This is a genomic window from uncultured Campylobacter sp. (genome assembly GCF_937959485.1).
Classification (GTDB): Bacteria; Campylobacterota; Campylobacteria; order Campylobacterales; family Campylobacteraceae; genus Campylobacter_B.
On sequence record NZ_CALGPY010000005.1, the window covers coordinates 136,782 to 160,421 of the forward strand.

Below are 23,640 nucleotides of genomic sequence, written 5' to 3' on the forward strand. Positions count from 1 at the left end.
TAACGCAGCTCTCGCGAGGGTTTGAGGAGGGCGGCGTGCAGAGCCTAAAAGCGGCACTAGAGGGCGACGGCGACGAGGTTAGCAAGACGCGAGCTCGCGTGATCTTAGGCGAATACTACGTAATGAAAGGGGATTTCGCGCAGGCTAGGGAATATCTAGGGCCCGTGGCGCAAGACACCGAGCGACTGCGAGATCAATACGACGATCTGCTGGACGATGAAATTTGCAGAGCCGATATGCTTTTGGATATGATCGAGCGCTTCGGGTTTTTGGCGGAATAAAAGAGCAAGTAACAATCAATCCAATGCGCTAAGGATCTAATGTTGAATTGCATAATATATCGGAAAAATTTAAACTTCTTAATAGCCTTATTTCAAGGTTCAAAATCTGTTATTGAAAGTGAACTTAGTGTATAAAATGGTAAAATTATTATATAATGAGCTTAATTATACTAAGAAGATACGAAAGCGAAAAAATTAATTTGAATACGGATAAATTTTATGGATCCAATAGTTATCAATATACAAAAGCAAATATTGAGTAAAAGTACTACGGATGTTCTTAGGCAAGCATATATTATTGCTAGAAAATTAAAGATTAAGGATTTTGAAATTTGGATTAATAATGAGTTGAACGGATATAAGGAAGACGCTAGTATTCCAGAGTATAGAAATATTTTTGGAGATATTAAAGGGTGGAATCCGTATCATGGTTGGGTTTCTGTAATAATTGAGAATATTGAAATGTATAATAAATTAACTATGTCTAAAATTGGACAAGGAATTCCAGGATTGGAAAATATAATCAATCGCTCTGAAAATAAGAGCATCATAAGTATAAATTTACCAGACTCGTTTAACCAACTTATAAGCGATGGTGTTTCAACTAAATATAGAAAAGAGTTAAGCCCCACTAGTATAATCGGCATTATTGAGACCGTAAAAAATATTATTATGGAATGGATATTAAAATTGGAAGAAGATGGTATTATAGGAGTGGATATGAAATTTACAGATGAAGAAAAGAAAATTTCAAGTGAAAAGAACTACACGGTAAATAATTTTTATGGCAATGTTTCAAACAGCCAAATTCAGCAGAATAGCAATTACTCTTCGCAAACAATTAATAATAGTTTGGATATTGATAAAATAGTTAAAGTCCTAGAATTAATTAACACCCATAAAAAAGACATTTTGGTATCGCTAGACAATCCAAAAGATTTTGAACAAGAACTAGACGCGGTTAATAATGAAGTAAAAAAAGCAAGTCCCTCTAAAGTAGTTTTAAGTCAATCGTTAAAAACCCTTAGAAATATACTTGAAGGAATTACTGGAAACGTTATTGCTGCAGGAATTTTATATCAACTTAAACTCATATTTTCATGAGAAAAAGGATTATAAAATCCAGCATTATGCATTGCTATTCTGTCGTAAATACTTGAATGACCCAAAGTGGACAAATGCTAAAATTATTCATTCAAAAACGTGGAGCCGACGCAATTAAAATGAATTATTATAGGATAGAAGACCAAGCCTACGTCTGCACAGCAGTGAGTATGCGATAATCATCTATTTTGATTACCCGCTTATTTTAAAGAATATGAAAAAGAGACGGACGCTCGTTAGAGTAGCTCTGGGACGAGGCAGATGAGTTTTACTGCTTTGATTTCGAGCCGTGAGACCTCGAAATTTCATGCGGCGGTGCAGTAAGCACACGCGACGCTGATAAAATTGAACGAAATAAAATTTTGAAAGGACGCAAACGCGCTCTACTTGGGATTACGTCGCTAAGGCGCGCGACGAGGTCGGCAAATTTAGCGCCGCAAAACACCCAAACCGCTAGCGGCAAAATTAAAATAGGAGCAAAAATTTAATGCTAAATTTAAAAGACGAGCCGCAAAAGTCGCAAAAGCTGCAGCAGTCGAAGCCTAGGCAAGACGCCGAGCGCCAAAATCCGCCGCAATTTGGCAATAAACCCCTCATCGTCAAAGACTACAACATCGCGGTATTCTTTATTTATAATCTATTCTTCGCTCCCTTGGCGGTACCGGTATTTCTATACATAGGGGATATTTTCCCATACTATACGCCGTTTGTTTCCGTAGTATTCGCCGTCATATCGTATCTAAACAGCGCCCATACGCGCCTTGTGCATTTGACGAACAGGAGTATCAACTACGTAAATAAAGGCAAAATCACGAAATCTATAAAATTTGATGAAATATCGCTCATAAAGCTCACCGCTACGCCGCTATTCGGACATATCGTGCCGGCTAGAAATTCCGCAGACATTGTGCTTTCGTTCATCGTGATAGGTATCGCGTTTGCCGGATTTTACAGAGCCTTAGGGGGATTTATAATTTTTATTATGAGCCTGACGGCATTGGTTTTGCCTTTTTTCATCTCCAAACTGATTTTTTCAAAGATCACGGAGGGGAAATTTAGCTTTCGTGCGATCGATACTTTGATCATCTATGACGGCAAGGGCGAATTTATCAGTTTTATTATGAGCGGGGCGGACTTTGAAAGGGTTTGCCGCTACATGCCAAAAGAGCGGCAGATCAGCCCGTCAAAATTTCAAAAGCAGTTTGTGATATTTCGATGAAAGAGCCTATTAAACGATATCGGCGTTAAATTTAAAAAGTCGTTTCGGCTTCTTAGGTTGGGCGTAAATTTTATAATTTCACATACGTTAAAATTTTACGGCTTGCACGCACTAAAATTTTATGGAGTGCGATGCGGAATTTTAAGACGCGCGGCGTGAAATTTGAAATTCTGCAAAATGCTGTAAATTTCAGAAAATTTCACAAAATTTTGCGGAGCCCTGAAATTTGAAAAGCTCCGCAAATTTAGCTCACGCTACCACCGAATGCCCGCTTCCAGCCAAAACTGCCTGCCCGCCTCATAGACTAGATCGAGCGAGGTGTCGCTGCTAAGTCTTGCTTTGTTGCGCTTATTTAGGACGTTGTAGATGTCTAAATTCGTAAAAAATTCCACCTCGCCCGCCATCTTTTTGGCGTATCCAATGCGCGCATCCCAGCTGTAGCTTTTGCCGAGATTTACCTTTTCGTATTTGTCGTATCTGGCAGGATACTTGCCCGCAGGCGTCCTGCCGGTGCGGGCAATCGCTTCTTGCGAGCCTTTAAACGAGAGGAAGTTATTCACGCTGATACCGTAGCTTGGGATTTTCGTGATGATGTTTAGGCTTGCAGTCCAAGGCCTAGCATAGTCCTGCGCCGGAAGCTCCGATAACCTCATCAACTTCCCGTCGTATTCGACGATCTTTTCATCTTCAAGCGTTTCTCTATCAAGCTTCTCATCGTAAATGGTATTATTGGTCTTCATCCTGATATGCTCAAAGCCAAGTTCAAAGCCGTTTAGCGTACCGAAAGCCTCGTAATCATCGATCGTTTTAACGCCGAAGGTTAAAATTTTATTTTCGCTTCTGCCGTCATTAGTAAAGGTTTGATAGTTGTTTTGGTAGTTCGGATTCGGCGCTAGGCCTAGATCTCTTCGCGTGGATTTGATGATCTGATCCCTACCCTTGCGGCTTACATATTTGCCGAAAAACTCAAAATTTCCAAGCTTTTGCTTTGCCCCGAATACTAGCTCATCCTCATAAGGCACCTTTATCTCGTTAAATTTAGTTAGAGACGGGTCTTTTGGCAGTTGCGTCCAATTTTGCGTATAGGCATTGCGCGGGCGCGTGTAGGTAGTAGCGAGACCCTCTCGACCTTCTCTTAATTTGTATGTAAAGAGATTGCGTCCGTAGTAGCGGTTTGCACCGAAGCTAAGAATCGAATCGCCGTCGCCGAAAATATCGTAGTAGCTGTTAAATCTCGGCGCTGCGGTCGTTTGCTTCATATAATCGTCCCTATTTAATCTTACGCCCGGTCGTAAGGTAAGATCACCGATTTTTATCTCATCCTCCAGATAAACCGCCAAGCTCTTCATATCCACCTTGGTATTACCCTTGTAATAGCTTTTTCGCGTAAAAAACTGGCCGCTTCTACCGAGCCTCGCAAAAGAATCGTCTATAGAGCAGAGCTCGTCATTCGGATCGCAAGCATGTACGCCCGCAGGTAGCGGCGCTATTCCGCTGGCGGTCATAAACTCTTTTCTTACGTTAAATTTAGCCTCTTGCTTTTTAAACTCAAAGCCCGTGATAAATCTATGCTTACTGCCGCCGAGATCAAATTCGTTAAACTCCAGATCCGCGTTGTATGAAAAGCTCTTTTGAGTCTGATCGAGATCCCCAAAGCCGCCCTCTATCGCCGAAGCAGATAAAATTTTACTGCCCCAATTCTTTACGTTTGAGTATTGCCAAGCCCTGTAATATTCATTCTCTGCATCGCGCGAACTCTCCAGCTTGCTATAGGATAAAATTTGATTAAATCTAGCAAAATCGCCATCGTAGTCGGCTTTAAGCGCTAAATTTAAACCGCCCGATTTCATATCGGCGTAGGAGTCTTTGACGTGGTCGTTAAACATCTTGTTTCGCTCGGGCGCGTAGGTTACGCTAGGCGTGATAGTTAGGCGGTCGTTTGCATACCAAAGCGCTTTTAGAAAGTAGTTGTCTATATTTCGCCTCTGAACTCGCTCGGTGATGGTCGTATCTGCGTTATATCTTCTGTCGTAGGCCTTAAGCGGAATTTTACTTCTAGTGTTGGTGTAGCCGAACATCAAGCCCAGATCCTCGGTAACGGTGCCCTCTAAATTTAACCTAGTGATCCACTTATCGAATCTCGGCTGATTTAGCGGCGTAGCGGAGTTTTCAAAGCTCTGTTCATCGCCGTAGATATGGTATCTAGTCCAACTATCCTCGGTGTGCTGCATCGAAAACTTGCCGTGAAAGCCCGCACGCGGATCTCGCGTCTTAGCCTCCACCACGCCGCCGGTAAATCCGCCATATTTGGCGGAGACGCCGCTATCGTGCACCTCGACGCTCCGTAAAAAATCGCTATCGATCGCCATACCTTGCGAGACGGAATTCATCGTATCAAACGCCGAAAAGCGCGTAGGATTGCCGCCGGGGTTTCTAGCGGGATCGAGATCGTTATTCATATTCGCGCCGTCAAGCATAAAGTTGTTTTGCCAATACTTCGCGCCGTTGATACTGATATTTGCGGGGCTGATCTCGCCTAGCGTCGTGCTCTGGCGGTTCGTGGAGCTGAATTGCACGTTTGGATTGGTACGCAAAAGCTGCACGAAGTCGCCGTTGCCGCTAGGCATAGACTCGATCATCGCCCTGCTTATCTTTTGCGTACCGCCGTAGCTATCGCCGACGCTAGTCAGACTCGAGTCGATGTTGCCAACGACGACTATTTCGGGAAATTTATAACTATTTATCGCCGCAGCCGAGCTTCGTGCCTCCGAGCTTTCTTTGATAGCAACGCTTCTTGTTGTGTTATTTTCAGACGAATCCTGCGCGATGCTTAGACCGCAAAGGCACGCCGCGACTATTAAGGAGCGTGCAAGCCCCCCCCCCGCAGCGATTTTGAGTGGATTTCTCGCCTTTTACGGAAGCGGAATAATTGCGGCCTGCGCCGCTTTTACATGGCTTACAGGCCCAAAAACCGACAATCATCTTTTCTCCTTTTTTGAAAATAAAAATTAAGACTTAGGAAATTTAGCCAATAATATTTTAAATTTCAATAAAAGTGATAACAATTATACGACTTATGCAATCAATAGAAAAAATGTAATAAAATAGCGATATATAGGCGAGATAAATCTATTTCAAAATAAAATTTATCTAAAATCTATGCACGGTACAGATGGGCTTAATTGAGTTTTATTCTTGGGTATATTTTTAAAGTACGTAAATTTGCGGCGCCAAAATTTACCGTGCAAGCGCCGTTAAATTTAAACGCGGCTAGTAAATTTAACGAGCAAAATTTAGATGCGCCGAGCCTGTTAAAATTTCGGCGCGTTTATCCTTACGGTTTCATCGGTGTCAAAAATATATGTCTGCGCCGCCTCCGCGATATCCTTCGGCGAGATGGAATTTATGATCTTTTCAAAGGTCTTAAAATCGGCGATCTCCTCATTCCAAAGCGCGTATTTTACGAGCGCGTCGTTCCAAAACTCAGGGCTTTCGCGAGCGGTACGCGCCGTGATGATCTGGGATTTTTTAAAATTTTCAAGATGCCGCGCTACGTCCGATCCGCCGCCTGCGATCTCTGCAAAAATTTCTCTGATTGCGGATAAAATTTGATCCGTATTTTGCGGCGCGCAGGAAAACGAAATATGAAGACTCGAGTGCTCGTACGGGATGCGGCTTAGGCTCGAAGCGACCGAAAAGCCGTAAGTACGCCCCTCGTCCTCTCTGATGCGCTCTCTAAGTGCTTCCTGAAGCACCAAAGCTAGGGCGGAAATTTTTATCGCATTTTCAAGAGAATGCGGAGCGGATCTGTTTATCGCGGTAAGCGCAACGTCGCTTCTAGGGGAGTTTTGATAGTTGCGCATAAAAACGTGCCGTCCGCTTAAGCTGCGGATACCGTCGTCTTTAAAATCCTCGCGTTCGCCGCGAGCGGGCAGGTTCGCCAGATATTTTTTTATGAGGGCTTCGGCGTCTTTTAACTCAAAATCGCCGCTAAGCACGAAAGTGTAGGATGCGGCGTTGCTAAATTTATCATAGACGATCTTTTTTAGCTCCTCCGCGTTAAGAGCTTTGATCTGCGCGGCGCTTAGCGGGCGCATTCGCGCATTGCCGCCGTAAAAAAACTCGCTAAATTCCCTGCTAAATTTATATCCGGGCAGCTTCTCGTTTCGCGCAAGCTCGTCGAGCGATTTGATCTTTAAATTTTGCAGCGCTTTCTCGTCCGTGCGCGGAGAGCTAATCTCTAAGTTTATCGCTTCCAATAGCCATTTTAGATCCTGCGAGCCGCAGCTTCCGTAAAATCCGTGCGAGAATGCGGAGATATTTTTTCGGTAATTTACCTGCCGCCCGCTTAAAATTTGCGAAATTTCATAATTGTTAAACTCGCCCGCGCCGCTTTCGTTTGCAAGCATTGCGGCAAAACTGCCGAGCCCTGGATGCGCCAGATTGGACATTCCGCCTCTGCTTACCGCAGCAAACGAGATGAAATCCTTGCGCGTCTTAAGCGGCTTTAAGATCACGGTCGCGTTATTTTCAAGCAGGTAGGTATAAAATTTAAATCGCGGCTCAAAACTCTTGCTTAAAATTTTGCCCTCCGGCAGGCTTTTAGAAACCAAGCTATCCGGTAGCTTTTTATGCGCGGCATGCGTATTTATCGCCTTAGCGCCGCTTCGTAGCTTCTTAAATTTAGCCTCATTAAGATTATATCCGGAGCCGCTAAAGACGCTTGCATGCACCTCGCCCAGATCCGTAAGGCGCCTAAATTCTAAATTTAGCTCCTCCAGGCTGATCTCGCGCAGCAGCTTTACCTCCAAATCCCGCTGTTTTGCGGCGCTAGGCAGGACGGCTCCTGATTTTACGGCATGAAGAATCTCCCTTGCAAAAAACGCGGAATTTGCGCTTTTTTTGCGCTCAAAGGCGCTGTGCCGCGAGCTGATCAAAGCATCCTTCGCAAGGGCGAAATCGCGCGCATCAAAGCCGCTATCTCGCAAGCCTTTGATTAGCCCAAGCGCCTGCGAGATCGCGCCGTCAAAATCTCCGCCTAAAACGGCGACGTCGAAGTTATAGATCGTTTTTTGAAACTGCAAATTCGACCTGGAAAAATTAACTCGCAGCAGTGCGCCTTCGCTAGCCTTCGCTCGCTCATAAATCGTAGAAATAAGGCTTGAGATGAGTTCGCTTTTTAAAATTTTTCTCGCATTCACCTCGCTACTCGGCGGCGCGAATTCCTCCCAAAACGAAATTTTAACGGAATTTAGCGATGTTTCGTTCGTATCGTAATTGTAAATTTTCAAACCCTGCCTAGACGGAATGCCCATATTCTGGCGGGCGTAGGAGTTTGTATTTTTAAGAGGCGAAAAATTTTGCTCTAGCAGTTTTAAAATTTTATCCCTTTTAAAATCGCCCACGGCTATAAATTTCATAGACCTGGGCTGGTAAATTTTTTGATAAAGCTCCTTGATTTGCTGCGCGCTTACGGATTTTACGACCGCCATATCGCCGATCGGCGCACGATTAAAATACGCGCTGCCGCCGTAAAGCTCCTCATCCATCCGCTCGTAAAGCCTTGCGATCGGCGTATCGCGGCTGCGCGCCTCCTCGATTATGACGCCTCTTTCTTTTACGAGCTCGAGCGGATTAAACTCCACTCCGTCCGCAATCGAAGCAAAAATTTTAAAAACGTCCTTTAAATTTTCTTCGCTAACCGCGATGTTAAGCGTGTAAATCGTGCTGTCATAGCCCGTCTGCGCATTTACGTCGGCGCCGAATTTCACGCCCAGGCTCTGCAGCTTTTTAATGAGCTCGTTTTTGCTAAAATCGCGGCTTCCGTTAAAGGACATATGCTCTATGAAATGCGCAAGCCCGCGTTCATTAGGGCCCTCATCAATCGAGCCCGCATCCACGATGAGATAAAAAACGGCGGAATTTTTAGGCACGGAATTTTCTAAAATATAGTATCTAAGCCCGTTTGGCAGCGATCCTCGCAGGACGGCTTCGTCCCAATCAAGCGCAAAAGCCCCCGCACAAAGCAGTAAAAATAGTAAAATTTTTCGCATTTAAGCCCTTTATTTTTCTAATAAAATTCGCTCGCAAACCTTTCGGCAGGCTCTTCTCTTTCGGCTTATCAATCTGCCCGCCTGCGCCATTCTGCGCTATTTTTTAGATTTATTCGCTTCGACCCGTCAGCCTGCGATATTTCTTAAATTTGCCAACTTTTAACCCGCCTATTCGCCGCGCTAGTCCCGATCTATTTCGCGAGCGCATCGGTTCTAGGCTTGCGCTACGCGGCTTCTATCGTTTATTTTATCGCGGAAGTCCGCAGGCGCATTTGATCTTGATCTACACATCCGCGCGGCGACACGGTGGCGCGCCCGCGCAAGATAAATTTTGAAATTTACTTGGACTCTGGCTAAATTTAAAAGCGCGAGTCGGTAAATTTTAAAATTTTGCGCCTCGCGCGGCAGACTACTAGGCTTTGAAATTTCATAGCTAAATTCTGCGGCTAGCTTTCACGACCGCTTTTATATCCGGACGGACGAGTGTTTAAATTTAGCATCGTCCTTGCTCTTACTGCGCGCTGTTTTAATACTGATCGATCAAAAAACTTCCGATGCTTCATCCACCAATACGGCCGCAATGCACTCGAGTTTAACACGAACCGACTAAAAGCTGCTCGGCATATTTTGACACATACCGCCGTATAACATTTGGCGCGCGCACGAGCTGCCGCCTACACCGCCTACTGCGAAATAAAATTTTAGCCTAAAGAGCATTAAATGAAAATTAGTATAAATAAAATGTGAATTTTTTGAAGTTAAAAGGGAATTTCGGATTAGATTAAAATGGCCGGGAGATAGGGATTCGAACCCCAGGAGGCTTTCACCTCAACGGTTTTCAAGACCGCCGCTTTCGACCGCTCAGCCATCTCCCGATTAAGGGCGGGTAGACCCCGCCGTAGGTTCGCGCAGATCAAGACCTACGCGCGCAATTTATTCGGTTTTTTCTCCGACCCACTCGGCGCCGTTGTGAACCTTTTCTTTGGTCCATTGAGCCGCGTTGTGCGAATCCTCTTTTACGCCGTGCCAAGTATTAGAGCACCCGCTAAAAACCATTAATGCCAAAAGAGCCGCTAGTATGTATCTCATAATAACTCCTTTTTAGGATCTGGAGGCGACACCCGGATTCGAACCGGGGATCAAAGCTTTGCAGGCTCATGCCTTACCACTTGGCTATGTCGCCGCGCCGGCTTATTAGGTGGTGCCCGGAGCCGGACTTGAACCGGCACGGAAAAAATTCCGAGGGATTTTAAGTCCCTTGCGTCTACCGATTCCGCCATCCGGGCACGTTTAATACAAAACAGAATGTAAAATGGAGCGGGAAACGAGAGTCGAACTCGCGACATCAACCATGGCAAGGTTGCGCTCTACCACTGAGCTATTCCCGCGCAAAGAAATGAAATATTACCCAATGCAAGCTTAAAATTTCATTTTATAGCGGCTTTTGCGGAGAAAATTTTGGCGTGGCGCCGGAATTTAAAAATTTTGTAAGTAAAATAATGTAAAATTACAAAATCTTTTGGGGTTATAGCTCAGCTGGGAGAGCGCTTGAATGGCATTCAAGAGGTCGGCGGTTCGATCCCGCTTAACTCCACCATTTAAGCTATTTTTGGGTTTTAATCACTTCTTTTAGATCTATTTTGCTTCCTTTAAATACGGATATTTATGGCTTTTAGTAATTTTAATTATTTTTGTTTCTTTTTATGTTATAATTATTTTAAAATAATTCAGTTAGTTATTAGGTTAGTTAAAATCTGTTTACAGAAAGAGCGATAAATATCGCTATAAAAACATTTTTAATGTGTATATCGCACAAAAAACCAAAAAAACAGCATAAGCGAGAGCTATATCGCAAAAATCGTTAAGATGAACGAAAAATATATACTTCCATCTTTTTGACGAGCGCCATATAAAGACGATGAAATATAGTGATATTTTAGAATTTTGAACCAAAATAATCCGAGTTCTAGTCGTCTAGAAACGCTTCATCGCCTAATAAACGATATAGAAAAGTCTTTGTAATAAATTAAATTTTAATGAAAGGAGAGATTATGTCAGTTGAAGAAGATGGCGCGGCGTTTATAGATGAAGATTATGTAAATATCGTGCCGCAGGATCTGCTAGAGCGCGGCATACGCCTAAGAGAGGAGCTCGGATTTTATGAAATAGCTTGGAAATTTGACGATGTAATGGAGGTGCTAAAAATCGCAAGAGATAGAGATATGCTTATCGTCGGAGGGGATGTATATCGCCTAAGCGACAATAAGCCCATAATCACATACGACGGCTGGAGTATTAAAGCGGAAGATGACGATGCATTCGAAGTGGCGATCGAATATATCACTAAGTATCGCGCTAGAAACGGAGATGATTTTGCATACTGCCCAGCCATTGGCCCCGGGCGAGTGTCCAAATGAAAATTTTAACTTCCAATGCAGAATATGCTGGTTTTGCTCATATTCTGATAAATATAAAATGTGTGTCAAACTAAATGACAATATGTGCGTAGATGGGATATAAAAGATTTTAGGAGTAGCTTTGAAAGGCAACGAAGTAGTTTTAATACTATCGATCGAAAGCGATAGAGATCTATCCGAGACAATAAGCAGCAGCGGCATATCTGCAACAAAAACCTGGCGCAGGGGAGATTTTAAACTAAAAGGCTCTATTTTAAAATACAGAAATTTTGGCTTTAGCATAGAGGAAAAATTTTATGATATACCTTCTGCGGGAGATCTAATTAAAAAATTCTTAGCAGATATAAATGTCGCGAGGAGTATAAAATTGCAAAGCGTAAAAAAGCTGCTAAGAGTCGTGATTTACAGCCACGGTAGCTTGCCGGGTCTATACTACGATACGGATTTGCTAAGGCTATTAGCGGATAACGATATAAGTTTAGATAATGACGTGTATTTTTTAGATGAATAAATTTGAATTGCATACTAAAATAAAAGCGCTAAAGACGCGGCTTAAACTACAAAAGCCGGAAATTATAACAAATCCTGTACAAAAGGATAAGTTTGTCGAGCAAGATTTGTGTGGTAAAGATCTATGCGACTTAGACCATAGCACGATCAAACTCTTATCGGGAGATTTACAGGTTTTCAATGACTATGCTTTTAGGTATTATATACTGGATTTTATTGATTTTTACGAGCGCTTCGGCGATGAGGAGGTTATAGAGGATATGTTCATTCAAGCGCTTATGCCGCCTATATGGCGGGCGCGAGCGGAACAATTTAGCAGGGATGAGGTAAGAATAATCATAGATTTTTTACAAAAAAATTATGAAGATATTGCGAGAATTACGCATTCCAAGAAATATAAAAAGTTAAAACCTTATGAGCAAGAAGAAATTTATATACCATTCAAACATTTTGAAAAAGAGATAAAAAATGCGATAAAATTTTGGGAGAAGTATTATAAGGGCAAAAATTTATAAGAATTGGCAAATGTGTTTAACAAAGACCGATTTGGGCAAATATGAGGAATATATCTATTTCTTTATAGAGAAAAACAGGGCGTATTTTAACGCCTATCAAGAGCAGATATTTCCTTTCGATATGGAGTACATACCTAGCTTATTGTGGTTGCTTGCATCTTTTGCAGAAACTACGATTAAAATTTTTGATGATTTGGACGAAAAGACGAGAAATGAAATTTTTGATTTTGTGGAAAAGGGAGCAGCAAGCGAAGACGAATATATCGGCACGGCGTTTTGCACCGGCTTTGTTGAGACAATTATAAATATTGCGAAAGAAGACGAATATAATATAATTAGCAAATACTTTAGGAATGAAACGCTAGAATACGCCGCCGCTTGGATGAAATTTGGCAAATAGCTAGATCGAGCTTTATTAAAGTCATATTTTAAAACAATAAGGAGCCATATGCCTAAACATGAATTTTTACTCAAAAAGACAAAAGAAAATATCTTCTCTAAAGAGCATTGCGTAGTAATTAGCGATGATCTGATACTTCGTATTTCGTACTCTCTTGAGTGGGTACAAACCACATGGAACGATGAGGTAAATTTGAAAAAAGGTCTAAATTACTATGGCTATAGCTGGATAGAAGATAAAGCTAAATTTAGAGATATAATATGCTCTTGGAGGTCGCTTTTCTTTAGCGCAGATGGGCAGATTGTTTTTGATAAAAATTGCGCGCTAAATAAATCCTCGGTTATCGAGCAATTAGACGGCCTATTGGAACTAATCGATTCGGCAATTAAAAACGATTTATATATTTTGCATTTAGGAATTTAGCGAGTGCGCGACGATTTAATAATAAAACGGAAGAAAGACCATGAAAAGAAATTATAAAAAGATAATACCCGTAAGAGGTAGAAGGAAATTTTCGATTAACAATTTTAGAGAAATTTTCGCGGAGGGCGATATACTGCAAATCGGTCAAAGGCGGTTTTTATTTTGTAGCTGGAATAATCTGCTACGTATAAACGGCGATAATTCGGGGGAGTTTATAGTATTGCCGCCCGAAGCTAATGCGAAAAATAATAATGGTCTGATTTCTAAAAAGTGGATATTGGAGAATTTAGATTTTGTATGTGATCCGGAGTCGCCCAGAAATATAAGCATATTTTCTTATTACGATAGTTTTTTAGCCGAATACAAAAGGATAAATGATAAAATTCCTGCAAAATTTACTTATAAATTTTTAGAATTCAAAGACGATCTAAAAAATGGAGATATTATAGAGTGTCACAAGGCTTTTCGTCCATATGATCGAAAGATAAAATTTATCGTCGCAACCGATACGAAAGGATGCCCGAGACTACCCTATCTGGAGGGGTTTTATTCCGGTATGTTTGCGCCTATTGGCTATAGCGATAAAATGCACTCGAATAAAGGACGGGAATATGCGATAAGCTCGAGTTGGCTAATTAAGAACTGGGAAGCCGCCTTTGTCGGTAATTGCGATATAAGGCACACTTATGTAAATTTACAAAATCGAAAAGAGGTTTTAAATTTTACCGATAAAGAGTTGGAAAATTTTATAAAAATTAAGCGAAAGAAATTAAAATTTAAATGGAAAAAGTAGATAAGGATTTTAAAGCGAGCTTGTATAGTATCACGCAGCAAAAGCGCTTTGAAAGGTGGCGACAATGATAAAAAGCATTATAGACCCAACTAATTTCGATATAGAATTTAGAAAAATAAGTAGAAATAAAAGAGGCGTAGCCAGATCGAGAATAGATTTTGAAAATATCGATGTAGAGGCCAAAATCAGATTAATTATGTTTTTAATTTCAAAAGCAAGCCACTTAGATAGCGTAGTTTATAAAATTCTTTTTTGGGAAAGAGATGAGAAAATAGAGGAGTATCTTCTTAAAAATATGAAGGGGCGATACATAAAAGCTAGGCCCTATAAAAACGGCGCCAGAGCGGGCGTTATCTTTATAAAAGAAAAAGCGCTTGAGCCAAATTTTTTGAGGTCCATACTGCTGCACCATTTTAATTTTGAGCTAGCAAAAGAGCCATCTTTGAATATCAGAGTTCAATTAGCCGCAAACAATAAAGAGAAATTTTCGATTTTATTTGATATATACGATGACCGAGGCTGCTATGTGTATTACTTTTAAAATTTTATAATGAAAATATTTGAGGAAAGAGGTATTTTCTAAAATTTCGTATCTTTTAAGTCCTGACAAAATAAATATAGTACCTATCTATGCACCGAGCTTGATTTAATCCCATTTTTCGCTATAATGAGCGTCAAATTTCACTCACGGGGATAGCGATGAGCCTTGTTTCTTACGAATTAAAAAAGCAAAAACTAGATGGAGCGCGCAATGTGGCGCTTTGGAAGGTGCGTGGCGGCGTGGCGGCAGTAGTGCTGACGTTGTTTATCGCTATGCGCAAGGATTTCGGAGATTTCTCATTCTTGTTTTTATTAGTGTTGCTAGCTCTTGCTTATCCTGCTTACAAATACCTAGCCGTGCGCATTTCGCGTAAATTTGAATCGCTCAGTGAAGAGGCTTTTAAAAACGAATTTCTGCTTTGGATTGCAAAGGAGCTGCGTCTTACCTTTCAGCCTTTCGGCGCGTTTTTACTCGATGAAATTTACAAAAATCCGCTCCGTAAAGAGGCAAATCTATGCACTTGCAAGCACGCTATAGTGGGCAAGACGCCCGAATTTGGCATAAAAATCGGCGATATCTGCCTAAGTCGCGATTTCGATAAAAACAGAGAAAATCGGGTATTTGAGCTGGATAAAATTTTGCATCTTAAAAAAAAGGATGATACTGCGATCTTCGACGGGCTTTTTGCAAAATTTGATTTTAGCGAAACCTTCGATAGCCAAATTTTGGTCGTGCCGCGCGGAGAGTTCATCTTCGGCGCGTCGGATCTGAAGCTGCTTAAAGACAGCCCGCATCTAAGCGCGTCGTTTGACGTTTATCTCAACAATCCCGCCGCCGCCGCATTTTTGCAAAACAAAAAAATTTTAGAAAATATGCAGACGATCACCGTAAATTTATTTGGTAAAACCGAGCTTTATCTGGGCGAAAACAGCCTTGTAATCGGCGTTGAAAATAGCGAAATTTTCAAATCTGCGCCGAGCTCGCAAAGCGCGAAGCTGCTCGAAAGCCTAAATAAAATGATCGAGATCGCTAAAATTTTTGCCTATCTCAAAAAGCTCGGACAGGTAGAGTAGAAACATTTCGATTTAAAATTTAAAGCTCAAAGCGCGATCGCGGCGGGCAGAATAAAATTTACGATAACGGATAAATTTAAAGAGAAGGGGCTGCATTATGGATATAAACGAAATACAAGCTCAAACTCGCAGTATGCGCGCCCTATATGTCGAGGATGATAATGAGGTAAGGCAGCAGACTGCAAAAATTTTAAAACTATTCTTTCATCAAGTTACCAGCTGCGGCGACGGGCGAGAGGGCATCGATAAATTTAAAGCAAGCAAAGCGGGCATTGTTTTTACCGATATTAATATGCCGGGCATAAATGGGCTTGAGATGCTAGAGCGGATCAAACAGATCGATCCTTCGGTAAAAACAGTCATCTTCTCAGCCTACGACGAGTCTAAATTTTTCACCAAAGCCATATCCATCGGCGTGGACGGCTACATACTAAAGCCTTTTACGACCGAGGATCTACTAGGCGTGCTTGAAAAAATCACGCAGAGCATCGAAACCAAACCCGCAAAGTTTATTTATCTAAGCGGCGATTTCGTTTGGGATAAGCAGAGTTTAACCCTATCCAAGGCGGACGAAATTATCAAATTAACCAAAAACGAAACCTCTTTGTTGCAGCTGCTTTTAAGCTCTAGCGCGCGGATCGCAAGCGGCCTTGAGATAGAAAACGAGCTGTTCGAGGGCTGCGACGAGTATGACGATAAACGGGTAAGAAATATCATATCCAGATTTCACCGAAAAATCGGCTATAAGCTGATAGAAAACATCTACTCGCAAGGATACAGAATAAAATGGCGATAGTGGACATTAAGAAAAACCATCAGAGATTTGAGACGATATTTTCAAATTCCGGCGTCGGCATCTTCATCGTGGACAAGAAAAGAAATATTATGGAGTGCAACGAGACCTTTTGTAAAATTTTCGGCTACGAATACGACGAGATCATCGGCAAATCCGCGCAAACTATACATCTAAGCGAGGAGAAATACCTGCATTTCGCAGACATCGCCTTTAATAAAGTAAGGAAAAATGAGGCTCTGCAGCTAAACTACGAGCTAAGGCACAAAAGCGGCAAAGGGCTATGGATTAGAATTTCGGGCGACTCCATATCGGGAAACGACGAGGTGCTTTGGATAGTGGTGGATATCACCAAAAGAGTGATGGCGGAGAAGAAATTAAAACAAAGCAGGCTAAAGGTCAAACGGCTAAATTTAACGCTCAACCACGAGATCGAGGAGCAGCTAAAGCTCATAAGGCGCCAAGACGAGCAGCTGCAGTATCAATCAAGGCTCGCTCAGATGGGCGAAATTTTAAATATGATAGCGCATCAATGGAGGCAGCCGCTATCCGCTATCTCGGCTACGGCTTCATATTTAAGCACTAGCTGCTTGATGGCGGATAAATTTGACAAAACGACTCTTTTGGAGGAGCTCGGCAAGATCGAGCAGTATTCCAAGCACCTGTCCGAAACGATCGATGAATTTAGAAATTTCTTTAAGCCCGCCAAGATTAAGGAGGTTACGAGCCTGGAGGAGCTTTGCACTATGGCGATAAATATCGCAAAAGCGATACTGCAAAATCAAAAGATTAAAATTTACGCGAAATACGGCTGCAACCAGACTCTGCTCACATATAAAAACGAGGTTTCGCAGGTTATTTTAAACATCATAAAAAATGCACAGGACGCCTTTTTGGAAAGAAATATCGACGACGGCGTTATCGAAATTTCAACCTACATCGAAAAGTCATATCTTTGCTTAAGCGTAAAAGATAACGCCGGCGGCATCAAAAAGGAGATCGCAGATAAAATCTTCGATCTGTATTTTTCTACCAAAGCCAGCAAAAACGGCACCGGCATCGGGCTATATATGTCAAAGATCATCATCGAAGATCACTGCAAGGGCTCGCTCGTCGTAGAGAGCCTAAAGAACGGCTCAAATTTTATAATCAAACTTCCGAAATGAAGCTTTTCTGAGACAATTTAAAATTTAATCCAAATTTACGCTACAAATGGGCTGCACTCTTTTTATATAATTAACAAAGATTAAATTTTATGTAAGGAGGGAGCGATGAGCGAACCTGAAGAGAAAATTTATCTGGAGGAGCGGAAGCTTGTTAGAAGATATTCTCCGCTCACATCGGTGCTTGTAAATACTCTGTTTTTGTTTGTGGTGTTTTACGCATCGTGGTGGATCTTTCAAGATCCTAGGGGGCTGATGAGGATGTATACCCCTTACGTGGGATATATGTGGTGCAGATGGCTACTTGTAGTTATCATCTGGATCGCGTATATTTTTGATTTTTGGCCTTTTAAAAGAGAGTGGCTCTATACGGCGGGACCAGCGAAAAAGGGCATTATCTTTACAGTGATAGTGTTTTTTACCTTCTTCGTATTCTTAAAGATATTCTTCGAATTTATTCTAGGCGAGCTTGCCATATCGTATTTTAGTCCGCGAAGGCTTGCAGAGCTTGGCATAACCGATTTTTACGCGCTTGAGTACTCGGCACAGGCTATTTTGATGTTTGCCGCTATCGCGTCGTGGCTCAGCCCTTCTTGGGTGGTGGCTGCGGATAATTCGCCGTGGCAGAAGCTAAAGCAGCCCGTTAAAGGCTTTACCGTTTTTATCTGGACCTTTTTACTAAGTATGATCGTATATTTCGTATTTTTCCACTCGCAAATGGGAATTTTATTCGATCCGTGGCAAAAATACACATCCATCACTCCGCCTTGGTGGCACAACTTCGCCGATACCGTGCACGGAAATTTCAATATCGCGTGGATCATGTGCTGTACTGTTATGGTGTGGGTGTATGAGACCATCTGGGAGAGGTATCCTTTTAGCCTTATTAAGACGAACTGGCTTAGAAGGACAGCGTCGTTTTTCGGCATTATAGCGATGGCGTTTTGCTTTTCGTTCTTCTTTTACTATCTACAAGAGCTCATCTGGGGCGTGCATATTAGAGGCGACAGAAGGCTTTTTGCGCCCGATTGGCGATGGCTGCACGTAGGCGAGATAGCTATATTTTGGCTGGTGCCGGTGCTATTTATTAAATTTTACTGCAACAACGCAGTCAATAAATTTTCAAAGCCCGTAAATATCCTTCTTAGAACGATCATAAGTATGGTAGCGGCTATCGTCCTATACTATGTCTATTATCAGGTCTCTCACTTTTTACTAGGCACTCAAAAGGGCTTTTCGCATCCGCAACAATTCCCTATGATTCCGATGATCTGGTTTATCAACGTCATGCTGATAAATTACTGGTTTATGGACGGCTGGCCGGGCTGGAGGCTTGCTGGTAAAAAAGAAGAAGCGGATGAAGCGGGCGAGGAAGATGATTTTGGAAATAAAAATTCCATTAAAGGCTTGGTGGTAGGCTTTATCATAGGCGTGACCATCTATCTCGCCGTAGTTTATCTAGCGCCTGCCGTGGGCAATATGCTTACAATTTTTAAATAAAGGATCTGAGATGAATGAAGCTAGAAGAGATTTTATAAAAGGCGGTGCGGCGGGCATAGGACTCGGCGCGCTCGCATCGATGGGAGTGTTTTCATACTCTCCTGCGAGAGAATTGTTTCTTCCGGATGAAGTGCGAAAGATGACCGATTTCGGCGCGATTAAAAGCGTCGAGGTTACTAATATCTCCGAAACTAGCTGGTTTGACAACTCGATGCTGATGGGAGATATTAAAGGCGCAGGCGGACTGCTAGTCAATCAATATCTATTTAACTGGCCTCCGTTCGGTAACGGCAAAGGGCTTGCCAAAGGCAGCTACGAAGAGGGAATTTCACAAATCAAGCATCTTCTACCCGATAAGATCGATGAGGCGTGGGAGGTAACCAAAAAGCTCTCCGTAAATCCCGATAACGCCGGCGGCTACTCTGCTCTCATAGAGATAGAGCGTCTAAACGGAGAAAAGAAAAAATATCTGCTTGATTGCGGCTGGTCCTACAAATGGATGCACGAGTGTTTTAAGCGGGAGGGGATCGATAAGATGCTGCAAAGCGGCGAAATAGACACCCTCATAATGTCGCACGAGCACTACGATCACTTTTGGGCGCTACCCGTCGTTTTAAAGTATAAGCCCGATATCAGGATCATCATACACGAAGGATTTTACCCGGAGGGCAGACAATATATTAAAGATTCAGGTCATAAAGGCGAGCTTGTAGTGTTTAAAAAGGGCAGAAACGAGATTGAGCCCGGAATGTGTACGTTTTGCTATGACTGCCCTATCATTACGAGGGTTTTTGGCGAACAATCAATATTCGTAAATGTCAAAGACAAAGGTCTTGTGAGCATTACGGGATGTTGTCATCAGGGTATTATTACATTCTCTGATTCCGCATACAAAGAGCTAAAATATGACAACGATCAGCTCTACGGGCTTTACGGCGGACTTCATATCTCGCCGTTTGACGACTGGGATCCTAAATACGACGATCTGGTTATCGGGCTGAAAAGATGGAACTACCAGGTCATGGCGTGCAACCACTGCACGGGTCTTCTGACCGTGCAAAAATTCGTCCGCGAGGGCTATCCGATCGTAAAGGGCACGGCTAGATTTAGAACCAAAACGTCCGATTATCTCGGCAACGGCGATAAGGTTAAATTTGGATAGAAGCATGGAATTTCAAGATATTTTCCCTTTGAAATTTAAATACTCGTTTGAGGATTACAGGTCGCTTATGAGATGTATATTGATGAAGTCTCTATACGATAGCGACGTAAAATCCTCAAGCAGGTATCAGGGGATGTATAAGGGGAACTATTTTAACGAATGCTGGAGCATAAAATTCGGCTTTTACGGCGGAATTTACGGCATCGTTTTGCGGGAGGTGGAAGAGGGCGCGGGCGCGTTCGAGCTTTATTATTTCCCCTCCGCAAACGACGAACTGCTCGGTAGCGTCTCGCTTTTTGAAGCCGTTTTAGCCGGAGAGCCGGAGTTTTTGACGAAGGTGCGAAATTTCTCCGCGCACGAGGAGCTTTTAAATAACTTCGGCGTCGCTACGATCTACATAAAGCCGCAAGAGCGGGGCTTGACGCTATCTTTTAAAACAAAGCTCAGAGATAGATCGTACGCAAAGGACGGTGTGCGCGTAGAGGGCAAGCAGATCATCGCAAAAGAGGGGCTCGATAAAAATTTCCCCTGCTTTAAGGTATCGCTTGCGTTTATGAACTTTTTGCATATCGCGCTTTGTAAAATTTACGAGCCGCGCTACGAGAGCTTTGAAATTTACAAAAAAGCGGCGCACGCCGTGATCTACGACAAAGATCGAAATTTAAAAAGCAAAGCAGATCCGCTCTGCGGCGAAATTTTTGTAAATTTAATCTACGGCGAGGATGCGAGCGACAAAGACGCAAAAGACGCGGGCGAGCGGCGCTTTAAATTTAACGATAAATCCTTTAAAAAGCTGCCCGGCTCGGCGCCTTTGTCTGAATTTTTGCTGCGCTTAGCCAAGGAGGATAAAAAGCAAATTTTTATGCAAGGCGGCGAGCGACCGAATTTTTTCATCATCACCGGCTATCTGGGCTCGGGCAAGACGAAATTTATCCAAAATTTCATCGAGCACGAAACGGCGCAAAATAGATTTACGGGTATCATCCAAAACGAGATCGGCAAGATCGGTCTCGACGGCGCACTGCTGGATGCCAAATACGCGCTCGTAGAGATCGACGAGGGGTGCGTTTGCTGCTCAATGGCGGGGCAGATTAAGCTCGCAATTTCGCAGCTAAAGCCCAAAAAGCCCGACAGTATCGTACTTGAAACCACGGGCGTCGCCAATCCTTTCAATATCTTAAGCGAGCTAAACGAGATCAAGGACGCGGTCAATCTATGCGCCATCGTCACCGTCGTCGATGGAGCGAATTTTTTAAAAGAGCGCGGCAGATCAAAAATAATGCTCGAGCAGATCAAAGCCGCCGACGTCATAGTGCTCAATAAAATCGATCTGATCTCGCCCGAGCAGAAGGAGCGGATACGGCAAGCTTTGATCCAAAACAACCGCTGCGCCGAGATATTCGAGACGGTGGGCGCCGAGCTAAATCCAAACTATCTGCTCTACCGCCAGAGCGACACCTCGTATATGGCGTCCGTCCTGCTCGAGGGCAAAATGCATGTGACGCACGAAGACGAGGGGATAGCCTCGTTTAAAAAGGATCTTCCTGAGGCCATCGATAGGCAAAATTTCATCAAATTTATGAGCGATATGCCAGAAAATTTTTACCGCATCAAAGGGCTTGCGAGCTTTAAAGATGATGAAGCGCAATACGTAGTGCAGTTCGTAGGCGGCAAATTTGAGATAACGCCTTTTAGCGATTGTAAACGCTGCGATAATTTTTTGGTCTTCATCGGGCGAGGGATAGATAAAAGCGCTTTGGTTTTGGATAAATTTATAAATAATTAATCAAAAATAGACAAGTAAACGCATTTTAGGGTTTTGATCAAAACTATTGTATAAACAGCCGACAATTCGAAACAAGAGCAAAATAGGCTGCGACTTTGGATTTATTATTCCCTATAGGTTTGTTAAGATCTTTTTTATAATATCCATAAATATAGTATATTTATCCTTTTTCATATCATTTTTGGAAATATTATTTATGAGCCTATTTTTAAATTCTTTAATTTTGTTTTTATCTTTTATAATTTTATTTATATTGGCCATGCAAGCTTTACCATTATCATACTCTTTTATATCAAATTTTTCACTTTCTAAATTATTTAATACATATTTATCGCTATAAAAATCTTCAATAGTTTTAAATTCTGTACCCGCAATATCATATTCAATCCAATTAGTTTTAAATTCCGGGAATCTTTCCTCAAAGTCTTTTTTCTTATTTTTTGAAGTTTCATCACTATCGGATATTATAAGAAATTTCTTACCAGTTAGCATCATCATCGTAGTTATCATATCAACGTCTTTTATGCCGCCCATATAAACTATCCCGCAATTTTTAAAATCATTTATGTTACAAAACATTTTAAAAATTTTATAGTCCATATAGCCTTCAAAAATAATATTTTTCGATTGTATGCTTTCAAATATATGACTTCCAATTGCTCTTTTTAAAAGTTCGTCTTCTTGAAATGGTGATTTACCTTGTGGGACTATTTCTGAAATATCATCCTTTCTTTCTATAACCAGATGTCTCTCTATGCACTCGTTATCTATCATAAAAGGAGAGTGCGTAGAGTAAATTACAACAGCTTTTTCTGAAATTTTTAGTAACTCTTCTTTTAAAAATCTCGCACTGGTTGGATATAAAAAAGCATCTGGTTCATCAAATAAGATTAATCTACTATATTCTTTTTGTGTTCTATATTCAATTGATAATATAAGCAATATTGCTATAAACCTCTTAAAGCCATCGCTTCTATCTTCATTAGAATAAAACTCTTTTTCCTGTATTCGTATATCAAACTCTTCACCATCTTTTCTTATAACAAACTTTATATTTTTTAAGTCAGGCCATATTTCTCTAAATTCTTTTGTTGCTTTATTAGATATATTGTCTAAAAAGCTATGTAGTCCTTTATCTTTCTTGGCTGCATTTTCAATATCTTGTTGAATATCTTTTATATTGCTTAAATAAAAAATATTTTTTAAAGGCATACATATGTCTGGGTTATTTTTAAAGTTTCCTATATTTACGTTAGATGGCAATAAATGACTATCACTATATTCCCAAAACATAACTCGCTTATAAATATTCTCCATGGGTTTTATATTTTTTATTATTTCAAACACAATTGTCTTCATGTGATCATACGTCAAAGGCTCAAGCAAAGGACTATTACTTTCGCCTTCTAATTTTGTAATTTGCCGATTATCTGTACTATAGTAGAATAAGTTAGATATTTTATATTTATCATTTAATTCTTCATATTTCCGGTAGTTTAAGCTCGGTGTATCATTATCTTTTATACTCAATGTTAATATCATTTCACCAAAAGCTTCTTGAATAAAGCTTTCAATACTTAAATTATTTTCAAAAATATCTAGACTTTCTATATGATATTCTTCGATTAATTTTTCTTTAATATCACTAATGTCTTTTTGTGTAAGCTTAAAGATAGCATCAATATAATATTCATCATTATCCGAAGCTGTTTTTCTTTGATCTTTTATGCCAACCTTATATCCATTAAATACTGCGGATATAGCTTTTAATATATTACTTTTTCCAGCCTCATTTTTGCCTACTAATATTATACATTTTTTACCATTTCTCTCTTCAATATTTATCGTCATGTCTTTTATTGAACGAAAATTTTTTATTTCAAATCTATCTAGTTTCATATATTAAC

At 41.4% G+C, this 23,640-nt stretch carries 20 protein-coding genes and 5 tRNA genes; 17 read left to right on the plus strand and 8 right to left on the minus strand.

Annotated features, from left to right (window positions below):
* Positions 1 to 35 precede the first annotated feature (35 nt).
* The 3 genes from Q0380_RS02615 (at position 36) to Q0380_RS02625 (ending at position 2,604) form a co-directional block, all read left to right on the plus strand.
* A complete protein-coding gene (locus Q0380_RS02615) occupies positions 36 to 281 on the plus strand; it encodes a hypothetical protein (RefSeq protein WP_298784065.1) in 246 nt (81 codons plus the stop codon).
* 219 nt (positions 282 to 500) lie between these two features.
* Positions 501 to 1,385: a hypothetical protein gene (locus Q0380_RS02620; RefSeq protein WP_298959801.1), complete on the plus strand. Its 885-nt coding sequence runs from the start codon at positions 501 to 503 to the stop codon at positions 1,383 to 1,385.
* A 487-nt stretch (positions 1,386 to 1,872) separates the two neighbouring features.
* Positions 1,873 to 2,604 (plus strand): hypothetical protein, encoded by a 732-nt coding sequence (locus Q0380_RS02625; RefSeq protein ID WP_298959804.1) that lies wholly within the window; start codon positions 1,873 to 1,875, stop codon positions 2,602 to 2,604.
* 254 nt (positions 2,605 to 2,858) lie between these two features.
* Here Q0380_RS02625 and Q0380_RS02630 read toward each other — a convergent pair whose 3' ends face one another.
* The 7 genes from Q0380_RS02630 to Q0380_RS02660 all read right to left on the minus strand — a co-directional run bounded on the left by Q0380_RS02630 (position 2,859) and on the right by Q0380_RS02660 (position 10,045).
* The gene (locus Q0380_RS02630; protein ID WP_298959807.1) at positions 2,859 to 5,243 is read right to left on the minus strand and encodes a TonB-dependent receptor plug domain-containing protein; all 2,385 of its coding nucleotides are present in this window, start codon (positions 5,241 to 5,243) and stop codon (positions 2,859 to 2,861) included.
* A gap of 672 nt (positions 5,244 to 5,915) precedes the next feature.
* Positions 5,916 to 8,657 (minus strand): insulinase family protein, encoded by a 2,742-nt coding sequence (locus Q0380_RS02635; protein WP_298959809.1) that lies wholly within the window; start codon positions 8,655 to 8,657, stop codon positions 5,916 to 5,918.
* Between the two features lie 787 nt (positions 8,658 to 9,444).
* Positions 9,445 to 9,532 (minus strand) — tRNA-Ser (locus Q0380_RS02640).
* A 58-nt stretch (positions 9,533 to 9,590) separates the two neighbouring features.
* Entirely contained in the window at positions 9,591 to 9,746 is a 156-nt protein-coding gene (locus Q0380_RS02645; RefSeq protein ID WP_177387338.1) for a hypothetical protein, read from the minus strand.
* A gap of 20 nt (positions 9,747 to 9,766) precedes the next feature.
* Positions 9,767 to 9,840: transfer RNA gene (locus Q0380_RS02650), tRNA-Cys, on the minus strand.
* A 16-nt stretch (positions 9,841 to 9,856) separates the two neighbouring features.
* Positions 9,857 to 9,943: transfer RNA gene (locus tag Q0380_RS02655), tRNA-Leu, on the minus strand.
* A 27-nt stretch (positions 9,944 to 9,970) separates the two neighbouring features.
* Positions 9,971 to 10,045 (minus strand) — tRNA-Gly (locus Q0380_RS02660).
* A gap of 133 nt (positions 10,046 to 10,178) precedes the next feature.
* Between Q0380_RS02660 and Q0380_RS02665 the strand changes: the two genes are divergently transcribed.
* The 14 genes from Q0380_RS02665 (at position 10,179) to Q0380_RS02730 (ending at position 21,733) form a co-directional block, all read left to right on the plus strand.
* Positions 10,179 to 10,254: transfer RNA gene (locus Q0380_RS02665), tRNA-Ala, on the plus strand.
* A gap of 454 nt (positions 10,255 to 10,708) precedes the next feature.
* Complete coding sequence (imm40, locus tag Q0380_RS02670; protein WP_298959811.1) at positions 10,709 to 11,074, plus strand: Imm40 family immunity protein; 366 nt, start codon at positions 10,709 to 10,711, stop codon at positions 11,072 to 11,074.
* Positions 11,075 to 11,195: 121 nt separating this feature from the next.
* On the plus strand, positions 11,196 to 11,585 hold the full coding sequence (locus tag Q0380_RS02675; protein ID WP_298959813.1) for a hypothetical protein: 390 nt from the start codon (positions 11,196 to 11,198) through the stop codon (positions 11,583 to 11,585).
* A complete protein-coding gene (locus tag Q0380_RS02680) occupies positions 11,578 to 12,099 on the plus strand; it encodes a hypothetical protein (RefSeq protein ID WP_298959816.1) in 522 nt (173 codons plus the stop codon). Before Q0380_RS02675 ends, Q0380_RS02680 begins: the two co-directional genes overlap by 8 nt.
* 10 nt (positions 12,100 to 12,109) lie before the next feature.
* Entirely contained in the window at positions 12,110 to 12,499 is a 390-nt protein-coding gene (locus Q0380_RS02685) for a hypothetical protein (RefSeq protein ID WP_298959819.1), read from the plus strand.
* A 48-nt stretch (positions 12,500 to 12,547) separates the two neighbouring features.
* Complete coding sequence (locus Q0380_RS02690) at positions 12,548 to 12,922, plus strand: hypothetical protein (RefSeq protein WP_298959822.1); 375 nt, start codon at positions 12,548 to 12,550, stop codon at positions 12,920 to 12,922.
* A 40-nt stretch (positions 12,923 to 12,962) separates the two neighbouring features.
* Complete coding sequence (locus Q0380_RS02695) at positions 12,963 to 13,715, plus strand: hypothetical protein (RefSeq protein ID WP_298959825.1); 753 nt, start codon at positions 12,963 to 12,965, stop codon at positions 13,713 to 13,715.
* Positions 13,716 to 13,779: 64 nt separating this feature from the next.
* Positions 13,780 to 14,256, plus strand: a complete 477-nt coding sequence (locus Q0380_RS02700) for a hypothetical protein (protein WP_298959828.1) — start codon at positions 13,780 to 13,782, stop codon at positions 14,254 to 14,256.
* Between the two features lie 158 nt (positions 14,257 to 14,414).
* The gene (locus Q0380_RS02705; RefSeq protein ID WP_298959832.1) at positions 14,415 to 15,329 is read left to right on the plus strand and encodes a DUF3137 domain-containing protein; all 915 of its coding nucleotides are present in this window, start codon (positions 14,415 to 14,417) and stop codon (positions 15,327 to 15,329) included.
* A 97-nt stretch (positions 15,330 to 15,426) separates the two neighbouring features.
* Complete coding sequence (locus tag Q0380_RS02710; RefSeq protein ID WP_298959834.1) at positions 15,427 to 16,125, plus strand: response regulator; 699 nt, start codon at positions 15,427 to 15,429, stop codon at positions 16,123 to 16,125.
* Positions 16,116 to 17,288, plus strand: a complete 1,173-nt coding sequence (locus tag Q0380_RS02715; protein WP_298959837.1) for a PAS domain-containing sensor histidine kinase — start codon at positions 16,116 to 16,118, stop codon at positions 17,286 to 17,288. The genes Q0380_RS02710 and Q0380_RS02715 overlap by 10 nt, the downstream gene beginning before the upstream one ends.
* 105 nt (positions 17,289 to 17,393) lie before the next feature.
* On the plus strand, positions 17,394 to 18,785 hold the full coding sequence (locus Q0380_RS02720; protein ID WP_298959842.1) for a hypothetical protein: 1,392 nt from the start codon (positions 17,394 to 17,396) through the stop codon (positions 18,783 to 18,785).
* A gap of 10 nt (positions 18,786 to 18,795) precedes the next feature.
* Complete coding sequence (locus Q0380_RS02725; RefSeq protein ID WP_298959845.1) at positions 18,796 to 19,947, plus strand: MBL fold metallo-hydrolase; 1,152 nt, start codon at positions 18,796 to 18,798, stop codon at positions 19,945 to 19,947.
* Positions 19,940 to 21,733, plus strand: coding sequence for a GTP-binding protein (locus Q0380_RS02730; RefSeq protein WP_298959847.1), 1,794 nt, complete (start codon positions 19,940 to 19,942; stop codon positions 21,731 to 21,733). Before Q0380_RS02725 ends, Q0380_RS02730 begins: the two co-directional genes overlap by 8 nt.
* Before the next feature lie 111 nt (positions 21,734 to 21,844).
* Here the strand turns inward: Q0380_RS02730 and Q0380_RS02735 are convergent, their stop codons facing one another.
* Positions 21,845 to 23,632 (minus strand): AAA family ATPase, encoded by a 1,788-nt coding sequence (locus Q0380_RS02735; RefSeq protein ID WP_298959850.1) that lies wholly within the window; start codon positions 23,630 to 23,632, stop codon positions 21,845 to 21,847.
* Between the last annotated feature and the right edge of the window lie 8 nt (positions 23,633 to 23,640).

What these genes read in the sequence shown, in the direction of transcription:
- Q0380_RS02620 (WP_298959801.1), top strand. Translation starts at nt 501, where the DNA reads ATGGATCCAATAGTTATCAATATACAAAAGCAAATATTGAGTAAAAGT.
- Q0380_RS02625 (WP_298959804.1), top strand. Translation starts at nt 1,873, where the DNA reads ATGCTAAATTTAAAAGACGAGCCGCAAAAGTCGCAAAAGCTGCAGCAG.
- Q0380_RS02630 (WP_298959807.1), bottom strand. Translation starts at nt 5,243, where the DNA reads ATGATCGAGTCTATGCCTAGCGGCAACGGCGACTTCGTGCAGCTTTTG.
- Q0380_RS02635 (WP_298959809.1), bottom strand. Translation starts at nt 8,657, where the DNA reads ATGCGAAAAATTTTACTATTTTTACTGCTTTGTGCGGGGGCTTTTGCG.
- Q0380_RS02645 (WP_177387338.1), bottom strand. Translation starts at nt 9,746, where the DNA reads ATGAGATACATACTAGCGGCTCTTTTGGCATTAATGGTTTTTAGCGGG.
- imm40 (WP_298959811.1), top strand. Translation starts at nt 10,709, where the DNA reads ATGTCAGTTGAAGAAGATGGCGCGGCGTTTATAGATGAAGATTATGTA.
- Q0380_RS02680 (WP_298959816.1), top strand. Translation starts at nt 11,578, where the DNA reads ATGAATAAATTTGAATTGCATACTAAAATAAAAGCGCTAAAGACGCGG.
- Q0380_RS02685 (WP_298959819.1), top strand. Translation starts at nt 12,110, where the DNA reads ATGTGTTTAACAAAGACCGATTTGGGCAAATATGAGGAATATATCTAT.
- Q0380_RS02690 (WP_298959822.1), top strand. Translation starts at nt 12,548, where the DNA reads ATGCCTAAACATGAATTTTTACTCAAAAAGACAAAAGAAAATATCTTC.
- Q0380_RS02695 (WP_298959825.1), top strand. Translation starts at nt 12,963, where the DNA reads ATGAAAAGAAATTATAAAAAGATAATACCCGTAAGAGGTAGAAGGAAA.
- Q0380_RS02700 (WP_298959828.1), top strand. Translation starts at nt 13,780, where the DNA reads ATGATAAAAAGCATTATAGACCCAACTAATTTCGATATAGAATTTAGA.
- Q0380_RS02705 (WP_298959832.1), top strand. Translation starts at nt 14,415, where the DNA reads ATGAGCCTTGTTTCTTACGAATTAAAAAAGCAAAAACTAGATGGAGCG.
- Q0380_RS02710 (WP_298959834.1), top strand. Translation starts at nt 15,427, where the DNA reads ATGGATATAAACGAAATACAAGCTCAAACTCGCAGTATGCGCGCCCTA.
- Q0380_RS02715 (WP_298959837.1), top strand. Translation starts at nt 16,116, where the DNA reads ATGGCGATAGTGGACATTAAGAAAAACCATCAGAGATTTGAGACGATA.
- Q0380_RS02720 (WP_298959842.1), top strand. Translation starts at nt 17,394, where the DNA reads ATGAGCGAACCTGAAGAGAAAATTTATCTGGAGGAGCGGAAGCTTGTT.
- Q0380_RS02725 (WP_298959845.1), top strand. Translation starts at nt 18,796, where the DNA reads ATGAATGAAGCTAGAAGAGATTTTATAAAAGGCGGTGCGGCGGGCATA.
- Q0380_RS02735 (WP_298959850.1), bottom strand. Translation starts at nt 23,632, where the DNA reads ATGAAACTAGATAGATTTGAAATAAAAAATTTTCGTTCAATAAAAGAC.